This window comes from Streptomyces sp. NPDC037083, assembly GCF_055606485.1.
The window spans coordinates 329,186-344,947 of sequence record NZ_JBVJSQ010000006.1 but is presented as its reverse complement, the minus strand read 5'-3'; the positions used below and the strand labels follow the sequence as shown (position 1 = coordinate 344,947).

Genomic DNA, 15,762 nt, shown 5'->3' with positions numbered 1-15,762 from the left:
CAAACAGCCCGGGTATCACCAAACAGGCAGAAGACGGGGCGTCAGCTGCCGTGGGTGAACGAGGGGTTGTGTAGGTATGACGTACTGGTACGAGGGCCCTCTGGCCGCATTTGACACGGAGACGACGGGCGTCGACGTGGAGACCGACCGGATCGTGTCGGCCGCCCTCGTCGTCCAGGACGCGCCGGGCGTACGGCCACGGGTGAGCCGGTGGCTGGTGAACCCGGGCGTGCCGGTGCCGGCCGGGGCGACGGAGGTGCACGGACTGACGGACGACCACCTGCAGCGCAACGGCCGCTGGCCGTCGCCGGTGATGTTCGAGATAGCCGAGCTGCTCGCCGAACAGGCCGCCGCGGGACGCCCGTTGGTGGTGATGAACGCGCCGTTCGACCTGACGCTGCTCGACCGTGAGCTGCGCAGGCACCGCGCCTCGTCGCTGGGCGCCTGGCTGGACGCGACGCCGCTTCGGGTGCTGGACCCGCGGGTCCTGGACAAGCACCTGGACCGCTACCGCAAGGGCCGGCGCACGCTCACCGACCTGTGCGCGCACTACGGCGTGACGCTGGCCGAGGCGCACGACGCGGCGGCGGACGCGCTGGCCGCGCTGGAGGTCGTACGGGCGCTGGGCCGCAGGTTCGCGGCCCGCCTGGAACGGCTGTCCCCCGCCGAACTGCACGCCCTGCAGACGGCCTGGCACGCGGCCCAGGCCCGGGGACTGCAGGCGTGGTTCGCGCGCAGCGGCACTCCGGAGACGGTGGACACCTCGTGGCCCCTGCGGCCCGAGCTGCCGGCGGCGGCCTGAGGCACGTGCGGGGCGCGGGCGGCGAAGCCAGGGGCGGCCGGACGCAAAAAAGCCGGTCCGCGCAATGCGGACCGGCCTTTCCCGGTGGGCGATACTGGGTTCGAACCAGTGACCTCTTCGGTGTGAACGAAGCGCTCTCCCACTGAGCTAATCGCCCGGGAACGCACTGAACCATACAGGTCCCCGCACGCTTCCTTCAAACCCGTTCCAGGTACGCCGCGAGACCTCGCCGTCCGGCACGCATCATCAGCCGGTGGTTGAGGCGGAACAACGGCCGCCCCGGCACGGCGAACCACCGCAGCAGGGGCTTGTTCACCCGGACCGCCTGGTCGTAGCGGGCCAGGGCGCCCGAGCCGGTGGCGGTGACCGTCCAGCGCGCCCAGCCCTCGATGTCGCCCGACACGGCGATCTCCAGGACCCCGGCCGCCGGGTCGCGGCGCACCTCGCGCGCGGTGAAGGTCAGGTCGTAGGGCAGGACGGAGCGGACGCGAACGACGCCGCTGGTGTCGTCGCCCCGGGTCACCTCGCGCACCTGAGGCCACCAGCGCGGATAGTCCTCGGCCCGCTCCAGCGCCTCGTACACGCGGGCGGGCGGCGCGGGCAGGGCCCACAGGCTGCGGAAGCGGTATCGGGTCCAGTCCATGGGCGGAGTGTGCCCGCACCGGGGGCGGATCAACGGCACATGAGTACGTTCTGAGTACGTGCACTCATGCCGTCGGACGTGGCGCGCACCACACTTTTGGGCATGACGCATTTTCCGCCACCGGCCGAGGAGCTGCGGCTCCTCGACATCGAGCTGCGACAACTGGACGCCCGCCGGACCCAGTTGCTGGCCCGCCGCGCCTGGTTGGTCGCCGCGCTTCAGCAGGCGGCGCGACCGGCCGCGCCCTCCCGGCCGAGCGGGCCGGCGGCCGCGGGGCCGTCCCCCCGCCCGGAGGCCACCGCCCCGGGCGTGCAGAACGTCCTCCTGCTGCTCGGCGGAATCCTGCTCACCATCGCGGCGATGGTGTTCACGCTGGTCAGCTGGGGCCACCTGGGGATCGCCGGCCGGTGCGCGGTGCTCGGCGCGGTGACTCTCGCGGTGCTCGGCGCGCCCGTGGCGCTGCTGCGGCGCGGGCTGCGTTCGACGGCCGAGTCGGTCGCGGGCCTCGGTCTCGCGCTGACGGTCCTGGACGCGTACGCCCTGTACGAGGTCGCGTTCACGGCGGCGGACGGCACGACGTACGCGGCGGCCGCCTCGACGGTGCTGGCGGCGGTCTGGGCGGCCTACGGCACGGCGCTGGCCGCGCTGCCGGGCGCGGCCGCGGTTCGGCTGCCCCGCCCGGCCGCCCTGACGGTGGCCCAGCTCGTGCTGCCGCTCTGGGCGGTCGCGGCCGGGGGCGGCGAGCACACGGTGACGGCCGCGGTGCTGCTGACGGCGGCGTTCGACGCGGTGGTCGCGCTGCGGGTCCCGGAGCGGTCGGTGCGTCCGGTCGCCGTGGTGTGCGCGTACGCCGCCGGCGGCTGGGGCGTCCTCGCGGCGGGCCGGCTCTCGCTGGACGCGGCCGGTGTGGTGGAGGCGGCCCGTGCGGCGGCGCTCCTCGGCCTCGCGGCGGCGATCGCCCTGGGCGTGGCCAGGTTCGCCCCTCGCCCGGACATCGTGACGGGCGCGGCCCTGGCCGCCGGCCTGTGCGTGGTCGCCGGCCTGGGCGGCGTCCTGCGGGCGTCGGTGCCCGGCGACTGGGTGGTGCCGGCGTATCTGGCCTGCGGGATCGCGTTGTGGGCGGCCGCTCGGGGACCGGAGGCGGTGCGCCGGGGTCTCGTGTGGGCTTCCGCCGTCGTGCAGGCGGGCGCGGTGCTCTGGGCGGTCCCGGCCGTCGGCGTCACGCTGCTGGGCCCGGCCGCGTGGCTGCGACACGTCTGGTCCGGAGCCCCGGCCGACGCCCGGGCCGCGGCGACGGTCGATGCCTTCTGGCCGCCGTACGCCGTCACGGTTCCCCTGATCCTCGCGGCGGTCGCCGTGGTCCTGGCGACGGCGGTCCGCGCCGACGAGTGGCGCGCCCAGGCGCGGACCGCCGCGCTCGCGCTGGTCTGCGCCGCGGTGCTGGTCGCCCCGGCGGCGCTGGAACTCCCCTATGCCGTCAGCCTGTTCGTGCTGGGCGGCATGGCGGCCGCGCTTCTGGCGCCGGGGACGTGGGCGGCCACCGGGCTCGCCCTGCTCGTCTCCCTCAGCCTCGCTCTCCTGTCCCTGGCGGCCCAGTCCGCGACGCTCACCGTTCTCGCGGTGCTGACCGCGCTGTTCGCGGTGGCCGCATGGCGTGGCCGTCCGGCGCCGGTGTGCGCCGCCGCCTCCCTCGGCTACGCCACGGCCCTGGCCACGGCCGTGGGCGCCGCGGCCGGCTGGCGGCCGGAGCACATCGCGCTGCTGGTGCTCGTGGTCCCCGTGGTCGCGGCTCTGGTGGCGCCCCGGCTCGGCGACCCCGTGACGACGGTCGCGGTGGAGGCCACCGGCGCCGTCGCGGGCCTGCTGGCCGTCGGCCTGGCGGTCCTCGACCTGCCGCTGCTCGCCCTGGTGCTGTCCCTGTGCGCCGTGATCGTCGCGGGCACGGCCGTACGCCCGGACCGCCGATCCCTCGCTCACGTGGCCGTCGTCCTGTTCGTGCTGGCCGCGTGGGTGCGGCTGGCGGCCTGGCACGTGGGGACCCCGGAGGCGTACAGCCTGCCGGTCACGGTGCCGGCGCTGCTCGTCGGGGCCCTGCGCCGACGCCGTGATCCGGCCGTCCCGTCCTGGGCGGCATACGGTCCCGGGCTCGCCGCCACGCTGCTGCCGAGTCTCGTCGCGGCCTGGGGCGACCCCGGGTGGACCCGCCCCCTGCTGCTGGGCGCGTCGGCGCTGCTGCTCACCCTGCTGGGCGCCCGGCACCGGCTGCGGGCGCCGCTCGTGCTGGGCGGTTCGGTGCTCACGCTGGTCGCGCTGCACGAGCTCGCCCCGTATCTGGTCCAGGTGACCGACGCGCTCCCCCGCTGGGTGCCGCCCGCGCTCGCCGGACTGCTGCTGCTCGCACTCGGTGCGACGTACGAGCAGCGGCTGCGGGACGTCCGGCGGGTGCGGGAGGTCCTCGGGCGGATGGACTGAGGAGCCGTCCTGCCGACCGCTACGGCATCCTGTCTCCGAGCAGCGCCAGGTTCTCGATGGCGGCGAGGCCGTAGAGCGCGGTGTCGTTGGTGGACACCCAGGCGGCCTCGCTGCCCGCGACCAGGGCGGCGGGGCCGCTCAGCGGCTCGGTCCTCCACGGCGAGGACTCGGTGTAGCCGTCGGAGCCGTAGAACTTCGCCCAGGCGCGCTTGGCGAGCGCCGCGTCGCCGGTCTGTACGGCGGCGTAGGCGTCGAGGCGCGAGTGGCCCTGGAACAGCAGCAGGGTGCCGAAGTTGGCGCCGTAGCGGGCCGCCTGTTCGGCCTTGGTGGCGTTGAAGTAGCGGCAGTAGTCGAAGTAGGCCTCGTTGAAGGCCGGCATGTCGACCAGGTGGATGAGTTCGGCGCACAGTTCGTTGAGGCCGAAGACGGCGGACAGGTGGGAGACGCCGACGACGGGCGTCGGTGCGACGGCGAACCTGCCGGTGTCGAGGTCGTACAGGCCGCTGCCCTGGACGAAGCCGTTGGGCTGGGCGGCGATGGTCTCCATCGTGGACAGGACGCGCGCCCTGGCCTTCTCCCACTTGGGGCCCTTGCGCTCCCACTCCGTCAGCCAGGCCGACACCAGACCGCTCCAGTCGGTGCCGAAGCCGATGGACAGGGCGTGCCGGTCGGGCGTGTAGGGCTCGGTGCGGATCTTGCGCAGGGGGTCCAGGGCCAGGAACGTCTCGTCGGAGTCGACGTTGGCGTGCATGAGGTCGCCGACGCGTTCGTCGGCGGTGAGGAAGTAGTAGTAGCGGCGGTAGGTGGTGTTGGCGATGCGCTGCTGCTTGGCGCTGTCTGCGTAGTGCTGGACGCCGTGCCGGGTGCCCAGGCCGGCCCACCGGCCGAGGTGGTAGACGTCGACCTCGCCGGTGTGCCGGGTCATCGCCTCGGCGAAGCGGAAGACGTCCGCGCGGCCGGAGCGCAGGTAGGCGAACCAGAGCCAGAGGTCGGGGGACAGTTCGGAGTTGTCCCAGGCGTAGCCGCCGATGTCGTACCGCCACTGGTGCCGGACGGTGTCGTAGGTGTGCATGATGTCGCCGTAGTCCCAGAAGCCGTACCAGCGGCGCTGCTCCACCTGGTCCTTGTAGTAGGTGAAGAGGAAGTCGAGGTGGTCCTCGATCCTGGCCTTGGCGGGGGTCGAGCGGTCGGGCTCGGAGTACAGGCCGGGGCCGAACACCTTGGCCTTGATGAGCTGCTTGGGCGGGGCCGCGAGCTGCGGCAGCACGCGTACGGCCTCGGCCTGTCGGGCGAGCTCCTCGGGGGCGGGCGTGGACTCGTTGGCCCAGAAGAGGAGTTCGGAGGTACGGGCGATGCCGTAGGGGGTGCCGAACCCGGGCTCATGGTCCTCGTAGGTGATGTTCAGGCCCTCGAGCTGCTCGGGGTAGGTGTCCTGGCCCATGCCGTCGTGGTAGAAGCGCAGGTCCATGGGTTGTGCCTCGGGCGACCAGAGCCAGAGGGTGACCTCGGCCTCGTCGGTGTGCGCGTCACGGATGTCGAGCTGGGCGGGGTGCTTCTCCCAGAAGTCCCTGAGTCCGAACGAGAACCCGCCGCTCACTCCGCCGACGTACCCGAACCCGGAGGCGCGCCTGCCGCCGCCGGCTCCGACCCAGCCGTAGCCCTTCTTGGTGCGCTTGCGCAGGGTGAAGCCGTCTGCGGAGAGCTGGGAGAGGGTGTAGTCGCCCCACTCGGGGATGTACTGCAGGCGGGTGGTGACGCGCTGGTCCCAGGTGGCGGGGTCGGGCAGCTTCCGGCCGGCGTACTGGGCCGCCTGGACGACCGCGCCCGGGTCGCGGCGCAGTCCGGTGATGCCCTTGACCGCCTCCCGCAGCAGACCGGTGCCCTCGCCGCCGATGCGGATGTGACGGTCGTAGGACTCGTCGCGCAGGGGGACGGTGAAGCGGACGCCGAGGCCGCGGATGAAGTCGCCGCTCGCCTTGCCCGGTTCCTGCTTCCCGTCGTAGGTGATCGTGTGCACCATGCGGAAGGAGTCGGCGCCCGCGTAGAAGTAGAGGCGGATGGAGAACGGGAGCCAACTGCGGCTGCCCCTGCGGTGTTTGCCGTCGATGCGGACGACCGCGCGGACCGGGCCCGACTGCTCGACGGCGACGGCGTCGACCGCGCCCTCGAAGCGCTCGGTCCTGACGGCGCCCTGGTCCTCGTCCTCGATCTCGGGCTGCCGGATCAGGACCAGGCGGCCGTTCTTGGCGATCTCGGTGGAGCCTCGGGTGACCGACTTGACGATCGTGGCACCCGACTTGGCGATCCTCGCGGTGATGACACCCGTCGACACGTCGATCGTGCCGCCGCTCTTGTCGACGATGACCTTCTTCGCGGGTGCGGCCGGGGCGCCGGGCGCGAGGGTGAGCTTGCCGGAGCCCGAACCCACGGCGTGGGCCGTCCACTTCAGCGATCCGTCCGGCCAGTAGGCGAGCGGCCAGGACTGTACGGGGACGTCCTTGCCGTCGGCGTCCGTCAGCGCGAAGGTCTGGTCCTCCTGGAAGGCGCCCATGGGCCAGGGCACGCCGAGCGTGGAGCCGGGGGCGGCGCCGAGACCGCCGTCCTCCAGCCAGTCCAGGGTCACCGGGTCCGCGTCCGCCGCCGCGGCTCTCGGCGCGGCCTGGGCTTCATCGGTCCCCAGGGCCCAGCTGAACTGTGCGGCGGCGCCGGCGACGGCCGCCGCCTTGAGCAGGGACCTGCGGGGGATGGGAGACATGAGATGCGGCCTTCCTTTCCGTGCGGGATGCGCAGGAGAAGATGCGCGGGAGGGAGAGCGAGCGGTCAGGGGCATGACAGAGAGAGGGGTGGCGCCGGGGCGCCGGCCTTACGGGCGGACGCCCAGGGCGTCCGGCGAGCGGCCCGTCAGCGGCGCCGGCGGCGCTCCTCCGCGGCGACGGCGGCCGCGGCGACGGCCCCGAGGACCGGCACCGCCAGCGGCGCGACGAGCCACGCGGACAGGGCGACGACGGCCAGTCCGCAGACGATCAGGAAGGACCCGGCGGGATCGAGCACGGTCCGCCGCCCGGCGTCGGCGAGCAGCGCCCGCCAGGCGGCGCCCGGGGTCCAGACGGCCGCCGCCCGCAGCAGGGTCACGGCGAGCCCGATCAGCGTGAGGATGCCGACGGCCCCGACGAGCGGCCCGCCGGGAATCTGGGCCCGCGCGGCCAGGACGTCCACCCAGACGGCGGCGGCCACCGCCCACCCGGCGAGCCCGACGGCCCACCCGCCGCGCAGGGCGGCCCGGAAGTCCGCGACGAACGTCCGCGGGCCGCCGCCCTCGTGGCGGGTACGACGCCGCAGATGCCGTGCGCCGGCGGCGAAGGCCGCGGGGTAGGTGACGACCCCGAGGCAGGCCACGGCGATCCACACGCCGGTGAGCAGACACTCGGCGAAGACCGCGAAGCGCTCGCCGAAGAGGGACTCCCTGCGCGCGGAGCGTGCCTTCACGCGTGCTTGCGCCATGGTGACCGCCTCAGCCCTTCAGTCCGGAGGTCGCCATACCGTCGATGAGGTAGCGCTGGAAGGCCATGAAGAAGGCGATGACCGGCACCAGCGCCACCAGCGACATCGCGATCATGCTGCCGTAGTTGGAGATGCCCTCCTGGTCGCGGAACATCATCAGGCCCAGCGAAACGGTGTACTTGGAGGGGGTGTTGAGGTAGATCAACGGCCCCATGAAGTCGTTCCACGCGTTGATGAAGGTGAAGATGGCGCTGGTGATGACGGCGGGGCGGCTCAGCGGCAGGACGATGGACCAGTAGGTCCTCAGATGACCGCAGCCGTCGAGCTTGGCGGCCTCGTCCAGCTCACGCGGCAGCCCGCGCATGAACTGCACCATCAGGAAGACGAAGAACGCCTCCGTGGCCAGGTACTTGCCCGCCACCAGCGGAACGAGCGTGTCGATGTAGCCGAGGTTGCGGAACAGCACGTACTGCGGGATGAGCAGCACGTGGTACGGCAGCAGCAGGGTGCCGATCATCAGGGTGAACAGCAGGTTCCGCCCGGCGAACCGGATCTTGGCGAAGGCGTACGCCGTCAGCGAGCTGGAGAGCACCACACCGACCACGGCCAGGACCGCGTACATCAGCGAGTTGGTGAAGAAGCTGCCGACGGAGATGCCGGAGATGCCGTCGGCGAGCCCGGAGAAGTTCGCCCAGACCGGCTCGGCGGGCAGCAGGTCGAGGCTGGCGATGATGTCCTTGCTCGGCTTGAACGAGGCGCCGAGCACCCAGACCACGGGGTAGAGGACGACCGCGAGCAGCAGCAGTGCGCCCACGTGCCAGGCGAGGGATCCGATGCGCCGCCGCTCGTTCGCGGTGCGGGCGGCAGGGGTGGTGGCGATGGTCACTTGGCGGCCTCCTCGTAGTGCACCCACTTCTTCTGCGACCAGAACAGGACCGCCGTGACGAGCGCCACCGCGACCACCAGCGTCCAGGCCATCGCGGAGGCGAAGCCCATCTGGGCCTCCTTGAAGCCCTTCTGGTAGAGGTAACAGGTGTAGACGAGGGTGGCGTCGGCCGGTCCGCACCGGGTGTCGGAGACGACGTACGCCGAGCCGAACACCTGGAACGCGTGGATGGACTCCAGCAGCACGTTGAAGAACAGCACCGGGGAGATCATCGGAAGCGTGATGTTCCAGAACCGCCGGAAGGGGCCGGCTCCGTCCATCTCGGCGGCCTCGTACAGTTCCTGCGGGACCTGCTTGAGGCCTGCCAGGAAGATGACCATCGGCGCTCCGAACTGCCAGATGCTCAGAGCGACCAAGGCGTACAGGACGTAGTCCGGGTTGCCGATCCAGCCGCCGACGTCCAGCCCGAAGATCTTCTGCGTACGGTCCACGACGGCGTCGTCGGAGAACAGCGCCCGCCACACGAAGCCCACGGAGACGCTGGCGCCGATGAGCGACGGCATGTAGAACGCGGCCCGGTACAGCGCCTGCCCGCTCCGCTTCTGCGCGAGCAGCAGCGCCACGCCGAGTGCGAGGAGCAGCTTCAGCGGTGTGGCCACGACGACGTACTTCAGCGTCACCTGCACCGACTTCTGCCAGCGCGGATCCTGGAACATCGTCGTGAAGTTGTCGAGCCCCACCCACCGCGGCGGCGTGAACAGGTTGTAGCTGGTGAACGCGTAGTACAGCGACGCGATCATCGGGCCGGCCGTGAGCAGCACGAACCCCGCGATCCACGGCGACATGAAGAGGTAGCCGGCGAGATTCTCGCGGCGCCGCCCGCGCCGCCCGGCGGCAGGAGCGGCGGTCCGCTTCTTCGCCGGGCGCGCGGGCGCTTCCTTGACGAGCGTCATGGTGGTACGTCCCCTCAGCCCGCGAACGCGGCCTTGGCCTCGCTGAACAGCGCCTTCGCGGCATCGGCCGGCTTGGTCCTGCCCTGGGCGACCTCACCGCCGATGCGCAGGAAGGCCGCCTCGACGACGTCCGCTCCGGACGGGTGCGGGGTGATCTTCCCCAGGACGCCTGCCTTGGCGACCTCGTCCTCGTAGGCCGCGACGCCCTTGTTGTTGGGGTCGGTCGGCTTGAAGGCGTCGTACTGCTCGGTGGTGGCGAGGAGGCCGCGGTCATAGCCCATGATCTTGCCGACCTCGGGGTCGTGGACCATGAAGTCGATGAACTGGGCCGCTTCCTTCGGGTGCTTGGTGCCGGAGAAGGCGCTCAGCATCAGCGAACCGAGGTACTGGCCGGTGTCCTTGCCGTTCGTGGTGGGGATCGGCGCGAGCCCGTAGTCCGACTCGCCCTCGCCCTCGTAGCGGATGGAGAAGTTGTCCCAGGTGAACTCGGACGCGGCGAGCCCCGCCGAGAGACCGGACTTCGGCTTGACCTGCTCGATCTTCTTCGGGTCGGCGACCAGCCCGGACTTCACGCGCTTGTAGCCGTCCTCCCACCACTGCGTCACGTCGTCCTCGGTGAAGCCGAGATCGGAGTCGGTGAAGAAGGCCTTGCCGTTCTGACGCAGATACAGGTCGTAGAGGTACATGATGGTGAAGTAGCCGGTGTCACCGGCGATCTTCAGCTTGTCCTGGATCGTCTGCAGCGCGTCGAAGTACTCGTCCCAGGTCCAGCCGAACTTCGCCTGCACGCCCGCCTTCTGGAAGGCCTTGAGGTCGATGACGAGCGACATGGTGTTGGCACCGACCGGTATGCCGATCTGTTTGCCGTCGACCTGACCGTTCGCCAGAACACCGTTGCGGAAGTTCTCCAGGTTCAGGTTCCCCGCGTCCGCCTGCCCCTTGAGATCCATCAGAACACCGCGCTTGTCGTACTTGCGCAGAAAGCCGACCGCATTCTGGAAAACGTCCGGCGGATTACCGCCGGAGGCCTGGGTCTGAAACTTCTCCCAGAACGCCTCGTAGTCGGTGAATTCGGGCTTGATCTTGATCTTCGGGTACTTCTTCTCGAAGAGCGCGATCGTCTTCTTGATGGCGATGGTGCGCGGTTCGCCACCCCACCACGCGTAACGGATCGTCACCGTCCCGTCCGCGGAGGTCCCACTGTCTCCCCCGCACCCCGTGGTCGCGGCCAGGCCCAGCGTGGCCGCCGTCGCCCCCGCAGCCCTGAGGATCGTTCGCCTCTCAACATTCCTGCTGGTTCCCACAGTCGGGCCCTCCCCGCAGCGTCGTTGCCGTTTGCATGAATCGTTTCAAGAAAGCGCTTGCTGGCACAAGGTACGAGGGGCCTGAAGGACCGTCAATGATTCGGACAGGAATTTCTTGTGCGGCGACTCGGCGGCAGGGCGCATGCGAACGGACGACCGCCCGCGCACCGCAGGACGAAGTTCCTGGTGGGGAGCGCGCGTTCGACCTCTCGAACTTCAGGTCGCGTCTCACGCCAGGACGCCGAACGGCTGAAATCCGCCTCGCGCGACGGGGGTCGATGGTGATCGGCCTGAACGTCCCTGTGGTGGAAGGGAACTGATGGTGCGTGAGAGGCCGGTCGCGAGTGGGTCGGCTTGGACCTGGGGTCACGCGGTGTCACCGGGAGGGTGGGGCGCAGCCTGGGGGCGGGGCGCGAGAGCGGGGGCGAGGGTGACGGCAAGGCGAGGGCGAGGGTGAGGGAACGGGAGCCGGGGTGGGGGCTGGGACGAGGGCCGTGGGGGACGCGGGGACGCGGGGACGCGGGGACGCGAGGACGCGGGGACGCGAGGACGCGGGGACGCGAGGACGCGGGGACGCGAGGACGCGGGGACGGAGGCAGGCAGAGACAGCGGGCGGCTGATGGAGCCCGCGGGAGGGCAGGCGGAGCTGGCGGGACGGGGGCCGACCCGACGGAGGGCAGGCGGAGCTGGCGGGACGGGGGCCGACCCGACGGAGGGCAGGCGGAGCTGGCGGGACGGGGGCCGACCCGACGGAGGGCAGGCGGACGCCGCAGGAAGGCAGGCGGACCCGTCGAAGGGGGCTGACCCGGCGGGAAGGGGCTGACGCCGCAGGAGAGACGGCCGACCCGCGGGCGAGGTGGTGGGCAGTGGTCGAGCGGGCGTCGGTGGCTCAGGACCGGAGGGCATGGCTGGTGCGCCGGTGGGGGGCGCTCGGGTCACGCGTGACACGGGGAGCCAACAGGAGCCGCCGGGCGTCAGCGGGCGTCGTGCGTGGTCACGGGCATCGCGCTTGGTGCACGCGTGGACACGGGCTGCCGCGGAGGTCGCGTGTGTCGAGGGAGGACGCGCAAAACGCCGGCGGCCCGTCTGCGCTCTCGCAGACGGGCCGCCGGTCCGGGTGGGCGATACTGGGTTCGAACCAGTGACCTCTTCGGTGTGAACGAAGCGCTCTCCCACTGAGCTAATCGCCCGGACGCAGGAAGAACATTACCCCATGTCAGGGGGTGGCTGTGACCATGCACGGGGGCGGACGGGAGTCCCCGCCCGCCCGAAGACGATCACTGGTTCTTGATGTTCCAGGGCATTTCCAGGCCGAACTTCCACAGGTAGACCCCCAGCAACGCCCCGATGATCACCAGGCCGATCGAGGTCAGGATGATGTTGCGGCGCCGGACCTTCGGGTCGAGGGCGCGCTGGGCCGCCTCGGTGACCTTGCGTTTGGTCCAGCGGAGCACCAGCTGGGCCCAGACGAACTCGGTCGCCCAGATCGCCATGCCGCCGAAGATCACGACCCACCCCGGACCGGGCAGGGGCAGCATCACGATGCCGGCGCCCACCACTGCGAGGCCGATCACGAAGACCCCGACCTGCCAGCTCAGGTGCAGCATGCGGCGCGCCTTGACGAATTCGGGGGCCCTGGAACCGAGGCCCTGTCCGTGATCGTCCTGCGCAGCCCCGTCCGGCACCGAGCCGTCCGCCACCGCGGCCGCCTCGCCGGACTCGTCACTCCCCGTATTCATACAGCCAGACCCTACCCGAGAGATTCCGGTCACCGGAATGGTGGTACTTCGCGAACGAGCTGTCGGCCGGAAGAGTTACGTAAAGGCACGCAAAACACGCAGAGGGGTTTACAACGGCACCGTAGGTGGCATGTCGATTTCGCCGACGTGCGAATCCCCGAGCGCACACTGAGCGAAAGGCCCTGGCGCTTATGAACACCACGGTCAGCTGCGAGCTGCACCTGCGCCTCGTTGTGTCGAGCGAGTCCTCCCTGCCTGTCCCCGCAGGCCTGCGGTACGACACGGCCGACCCCTACGCCGTGCACGCCACCTTCCACACCGGAGCCGAGGAGACCGTCGAGTGGGTGTTCGCCCGCGACCTCCTCGCCGAAGGCCTGCACCGGCCCACGGGCACCGGCGACGTCCGAGTCTGGCCGTCGCGCAGTCACGGTCAGGGCGTCGTCTGCATCGCCCTGAGCTCTCCTGAGGGCGAGGCCCTGCTCGAGGCCCCGGCGCGAGCCCTGGAGTCCTTCCTGAAGCGGACGGACGCCGCCGTGCCTCCTGGCACGGAACACCGGCACTTCGATCTCGACCAAGAGCTCTCGCACATCCTGGCGGAAAGCTAGGGGCGAGGCTCACACCGAGCCGCCCGGCGCCGTCCACTCGGGGAGACGGCTCGGGCCAAAACAACCGCATAGGGCATGCGCCGACGCCGCACCACGGGCTGCCGTGGGGCGGCGTCGGCGTGCGTGCGGGACGTCCGGAGCGTGCGGAGCAAACGGCGCGTGCGGGACGTCCGGAGCAGGAGGTCCGGGCGGGTGCGGGGCGTCCGGGGCATGCGGGCGGTCCGGCGCGTGCGGGAGATCCGGCGGGTGCGGGGCGTCCGGCGCCTACGGGACGTCCGGTGCGTCCAGCGCGTCCGGACCGTCCAGTCCGTCCGGTCCGTCCAGCCGGTACTCCCCCGGGTTCGCGGCGCCGGGGGCCCGACGCGACGCCCGTCGCAGCACGCGGGCCACCGACCGGGCTGGCGTCCGGGCCGGCGCCCTGGGCGTCCAGGTCCTGAGAGGCAGTGGCTCGACGGCCCGGTGCGGCTACCATCGGCCAGCATCGACGGGCACCCGCCCGACCTCCAGGCCAGGGAGCGAAATGTGCTGATCACCCACGACACCCGGTGTGCACTCGATGCCGTGGTGGATCTGGTGAACACCGCCCCGGAGGACGGCACGACCCCGGACGCGCTGCCGGACGTCGCCGCCCTCGAGGATTTCGTGCGAAAGCACGACATAAGTGACGTCAGCGTGCTCTCCGAGTTCGACCTGTCCGCGGTGCGCAAGATCCGCGGGCGGTTCGCCGGGATCTTCGCGGCGACGGATCCACGGGTCGCGGCCGGACTGATCAACGAGCTGGTGGCCGCCGCGGGCACCACCCCCCGCCTCACCGACCACGACGGCTACGACTGGCATGTGCACTACTTCGCACCCGGCGCCTCCATCGCGGACCACCTGGCGGCCGACTGCGGGATGGCGCTGGCGTTCTTCGTGGTGGCCGGCGAGCAGGAGCGGCTGCGGCGCTGCGAGGCGCCGGACTGCCGGCGCGCCTTCGTCGACCTCTCGCGCAACCGGTCCCGCCGGTACTGCGACAGCCGCACCTGCGGCAACCGACTCCACGTGGCCGCCTACCGGGCGCGCCGCAAGGAGGCCGCGGGCTGAGGGCGGCGTTTGCGCGCGGTTCCGGAAGGCCCTCGATGCCTACGGGCCCCGGCGGATGACGCCGGGGACCGCGGGTACGGCTCACAGCAGCAGCAGATCATGCAGCGAAGCAATGAGCAGCAGACACCCGATCACCGCAAGGAAGATCATCAGCGGTGGCTGGGAAAGGGCGAAGAGGCACCCGCGCGGCTCGTCCTGAGGCGGCGCGGCGTCGCTCTGTGTCGTGTCCAGCATCTCGCGGGCGATGATGACGCAGGTGACGCCCCCGGCGCGATCAACACGCACGGATTGAGCGGGTGTTCGCCGGAATCCGTGCCGTCGGTTTCAGGCCGTGATCACTTCCGCGCACGGGCGGGCCGACTGTGTCGTTTCCACCTCGTGCTCCCTCCCGGCGCGGGCTCCGCGCGACGGGGCACGCCCCTGCCTCACCTGCCGCTCATATGCCGTGCTTCTTGAGGATGGCCTCGATGTCGCTGAAGTCGTCGGAGCCACCGGTGGCGCGGGGCGCGGCCGCGGGGCGGGACGCCGGACGGGTGGCCTGTCCGAGGGAGGGCGCCGAGGCGGCGGGGGCCGCGGCATCCGGCTGTGCCGCGCGGGCCGCCGCCCTGCGCTCCTTGCGGGTGCCGCCCCGACGGCGCTCCACAGCGCGCGTGGTGGCGAAGAGGCCCCAGGCCGCGCCGAGTACGACGAAGCCCGCCCAGGCCGTGGGGCTGAAGGCGGTGTCGGCGATCCATTCGACGATGCCGGTCATCACCAGGCCCAGGGGCACGAGGGCGTAGGCCGCGATGCGGGCGGCCGACAGGAAGTGCTTGCGGTAGGCCGTGACCGCGGCGATGCCCAAGCCGGCCGCGGCGACGGCGGAACAGACGGTCTCGGCAATCATCCGGTCCTCCAGGCATGGCTCACTCGGGCACGGTCGGAGCGACTCGGCCGCACAGCCCGTGGGCCTGCGCCTCGTCCCTTCCATCCTGCACCTGCGCACGGCTCGCGGGCCATGCCGTGGCCGGACATCAGGGACATCTCCGGGTCGGCTCCTCCGCAGGTGCCGCACCGGCTCGTACCGAATCGGCCCCCGGGCCAGGAAGAGACGGCCCCGGTGGGCGTGCGAAGGTCCGGATTGGGGCGGCCGGGCGGGGACTGGGAGACTGAGCCCATGAGCGACTCGTCCCCGACCTCTCCCGTCTCCCCCGTCCCGTCCGGCTCCGCCTCGCCCGCCCCGTCGACGGCGGCCACGCCCGGGCCCGCCTCGGCGGGCGACCGCGCCGCGGTCGTCCTCGACGTCTGGTGCGAGCTGCAGTGCCCGGACTGCCGCACCTCCCTCGACGACCTGCGCGCCCTGCGCGAGCGCTACGGCGACCGGCTGGAGCTGCGGCTGCGGCACTTCCCGCTGGAGAAGCACAAGCACGCCTTCGCCGCCGCGCAGGCCGCCGAGGAGGCGCTGGTGCAGGGACAGGCGTGGCCGTACGTCGAGGCGGTGCTCGGGCGGGTCGAGCGACTGGACCGTGAGGGAGAGGCCTTCCTGGTCGAGGTCGCCCGTGAACTGGGGCTCGACGCCGAGGAGTTCGACACCGCCCTGATCGACGGCCGCCACATCCTGATCGTGGACGCCGACCAGGCCGAGGGAAAGGCGATCGGCGTCACCGGAACGCCGACGTATGTGATCGGCGGCGAACGGCTGGACGGCGGCAAGAGCCAGCGGGGGCTGCGCGAACGCGTCGAGGAGATCACCGACCGACTGCTGGCCGAACAGGCCTGAGAACGGCGTCGCCCAGGT

General features: G+C 71.7%; 14 protein-coding genes and 2 tRNA genes. 5 read left to right on the top strand and 11 right to left on the bottom strand.

The window, feature by feature from the left end; translation table 11 throughout:
* Positions 1-76 precede the first annotated feature (76 nt).
* Positions 77-802: an exonuclease domain-containing protein gene (locus ACZ7DE_RS19005; protein WP_470762569.1), complete on the top strand. Its 726-nt coding sequence runs from the start codon at positions 77-79 to the stop codon at positions 800-802.
* Between the two features lie 85 nt (positions 803-887).
* Here the strand turns inward: ACZ7DE_RS19005 and ACZ7DE_RS19000 are convergent.
* Positions 888-959 (bottom strand) — tRNA-Val (locus ACZ7DE_RS19000).
* A 39-nt stretch (positions 960-998) separates the two neighbouring features.
* Positions 999-1,445, bottom strand: a complete 447-nt coding sequence (locus ACZ7DE_RS18995; RefSeq protein WP_470762567.1) for an SRPBCC family protein — start codon at positions 1,443-1,445, stop codon at positions 999-1,001.
* 66 nt (positions 1,446-1,511) lie between these two features.
* Here ACZ7DE_RS18995 and ACZ7DE_RS18990 point away from each other — a divergent pair, with 66 nt between their 5' ends.
* Positions 1,512-3,917: an SCO7613 C-terminal domain-containing membrane protein gene (locus tag ACZ7DE_RS18990; RefSeq protein ID WP_470762565.1), complete on the top strand. Its 2,406-nt coding sequence runs from the start codon at positions 1,512-1,514 to the stop codon at positions 3,915-3,917.
* A gap of 19 nt (positions 3,918-3,936) precedes the next feature.
* Here the strand turns inward: ACZ7DE_RS18990 and ACZ7DE_RS18985 are convergent, their stop codons facing one another.
* From ACZ7DE_RS18985 to ACZ7DE_RS18955, 7 genes are all read right to left on the bottom strand, one after another.
* A complete protein-coding gene (locus ACZ7DE_RS18985; protein ID WP_470762563.1) occupies positions 3,937-6,672 on the bottom strand; it encodes an exo-rhamnogalacturonan lyase family protein in 2,736 nt (911 codons plus the stop codon).
* A gap of 146 nt (positions 6,673-6,818) precedes the next feature.
* Positions 6,819-7,418, bottom strand: a complete 600-nt coding sequence (locus ACZ7DE_RS18980; protein WP_470762561.1) for a hypothetical protein — start codon at positions 7,416-7,418, stop codon at positions 6,819-6,821.
* Between the two features lie 10 nt (positions 7,419-7,428).
* Positions 7,429-8,304 carry a carbohydrate ABC transporter permease gene (locus tag ACZ7DE_RS18975; RefSeq protein WP_470762559.1) on the bottom strand — a complete coding sequence of 292 codons (876 nt, stop codon included), beginning with the start codon at positions 8,302-8,304 and terminating at the stop codon, positions 7,429-7,431.
* Positions 8,301-9,257 carry a carbohydrate ABC transporter permease gene (locus ACZ7DE_RS18970; protein ID WP_470762557.1) on the bottom strand — a complete coding sequence of 319 codons (957 nt, stop codon included), beginning with the start codon at positions 9,255-9,257 and terminating at the stop codon, positions 8,301-8,303. The genes ACZ7DE_RS18975 and ACZ7DE_RS18970 overlap by 4 nt, the downstream gene beginning before the upstream one ends.
* 14 nt (positions 9,258-9,271) lie before the next feature.
* Positions 9,272-10,561, bottom strand: coding sequence for an ABC transporter substrate-binding protein (locus tag ACZ7DE_RS18965; RefSeq protein ID WP_470762556.1), 1,290 nt, complete (start codon positions 10,559-10,561; stop codon positions 9,272-9,274).
* Between the two features lie 1,118 nt (positions 10,562-11,679).
* Positions 11,680-11,751 (bottom strand) — tRNA-Val (locus tag ACZ7DE_RS18960).
* 87 nt (positions 11,752-11,838) lie between these two features.
* Positions 11,839-12,300 (bottom strand): TIGR02611 family protein, encoded by a 462-nt coding sequence (locus ACZ7DE_RS18955; RefSeq protein WP_470762555.1) that lies wholly within the window; start codon positions 12,298-12,300, stop codon positions 11,839-11,841.
* Between the two features lie 191 nt (positions 12,301-12,491).
* Here ACZ7DE_RS18955 and ACZ7DE_RS18950 point away from each other — a divergent pair, with 191 nt between their 5' ends.
* Together ACZ7DE_RS18950 and ACZ7DE_RS18945 are read left to right on the top strand one after the other, a co-directional pair.
* Positions 12,492-12,905 (top strand): SsgA family sporulation/cell division regulator, encoded by a 414-nt coding sequence (locus ACZ7DE_RS18950; protein ID WP_004002642.1) that lies wholly within the window; start codon positions 12,492-12,494, stop codon positions 12,903-12,905.
* A gap of 522 nt (positions 12,906-13,427) precedes the next feature.
* Complete coding sequence (locus ACZ7DE_RS18945) at positions 13,428-13,988, top strand: CGNR zinc finger domain-containing protein (protein ID WP_470762553.1); 561 nt, start codon at positions 13,428-13,430, stop codon at positions 13,986-13,988.
* An 81-nt stretch (positions 13,989-14,069) separates the two neighbouring features.
* Here the strand turns inward: ACZ7DE_RS18945 and ACZ7DE_RS18940 are convergent, their stop codons facing one another.
* Together ACZ7DE_RS18940 and ACZ7DE_RS18935 are read right to left on the bottom strand one after the other, a co-directional pair.
* Positions 14,070-14,273 carry a hypothetical protein gene (locus ACZ7DE_RS18940; protein ID WP_470762862.1) on the bottom strand — a complete coding sequence of 68 codons (204 nt, stop codon included), beginning with the start codon at positions 14,271-14,273 and terminating at the stop codon, positions 14,070-14,072.
* 151 nt (positions 14,274-14,424) lie between these two features.
* Positions 14,425-14,871, bottom strand: coding sequence for a hypothetical protein (locus ACZ7DE_RS18935; protein WP_470762552.1), 447 nt, complete (start codon positions 14,869-14,871; stop codon positions 14,425-14,427).
* Between the two features lie 270 nt (positions 14,872-15,141).
* Between ACZ7DE_RS18935 and ACZ7DE_RS18930 the strand changes: the two genes are divergently transcribed.
* Positions 15,142-15,744 carry a DsbA family protein gene (locus ACZ7DE_RS18930; RefSeq protein WP_470762551.1) on the top strand — a complete coding sequence of 201 codons (603 nt, stop codon included), beginning with the start codon at positions 15,142-15,144 and terminating at the stop codon, positions 15,742-15,744.
* The last annotated feature ends 18 nt before the right edge of the window (positions 15,745-15,762 follow it).

Excerpts from the sequence above, each read along its gene's own strand:
- ACZ7DE_RS19005 (WP_470762569.1), top strand. The coding sequence starts at position 77 with ATGACGTACTGGTACGAGGGCCCTCTGGCCGCATTTGACACGGAGACG.
- ACZ7DE_RS18995 (WP_470762567.1), bottom strand. The coding sequence starts at position 1,445 with ATGGACTGGACCCGATACCGCTTCCGCAGCCTGTGGGCCCTGCCCGCG.
- ACZ7DE_RS18990 (WP_470762565.1), top strand. The coding sequence starts at position 1,512 with ATGCCGTCGGACGTGGCGCGCACCACACTTTTGGGCATGACGCATTTT.
- ACZ7DE_RS18985 (WP_470762563.1), bottom strand. The coding sequence starts at position 6,672 with ATGTCTCCCATCCCCCGCAGGTCCCTGCTCAAGGCGGCGGCCGTCGCC.
- ACZ7DE_RS18980 (WP_470762561.1), bottom strand. The coding sequence starts at position 7,418 with ATGGCGCAAGCACGCGTGAAGGCACGCTCCGCGCGCAGGGAGTCCCTC.
- ACZ7DE_RS18970 (WP_470762557.1), bottom strand. The coding sequence starts at position 9,257 with ATGACGCTCGTCAAGGAAGCGCCCGCGCGCCCGGCGAAGAAGCGGACC.
- ACZ7DE_RS18955 (WP_470762555.1), bottom strand. The coding sequence starts at position 12,300 with ATGAATACGGGGAGTGACGAGTCCGGCGAGGCGGCCGCGGTGGCGGAC.
- ACZ7DE_RS18950 (WP_004002642.1), top strand. The coding sequence starts at position 12,492 with ATGAACACCACGGTCAGCTGCGAGCTGCACCTGCGCCTCGTTGTGTCG.
- ACZ7DE_RS18935 (WP_470762552.1), bottom strand. The coding sequence starts at position 14,871 with ATGATTGCCGAGACCGTCTGTTCCGCCGTCGCCGCGGCCGGCTTGGGC.
- ACZ7DE_RS18930 (WP_470762551.1), top strand. The coding sequence starts at position 15,142 with ATGAGCGACTCGTCCCCGACCTCTCCCGTCTCCCCCGTCCCGTCCGGC.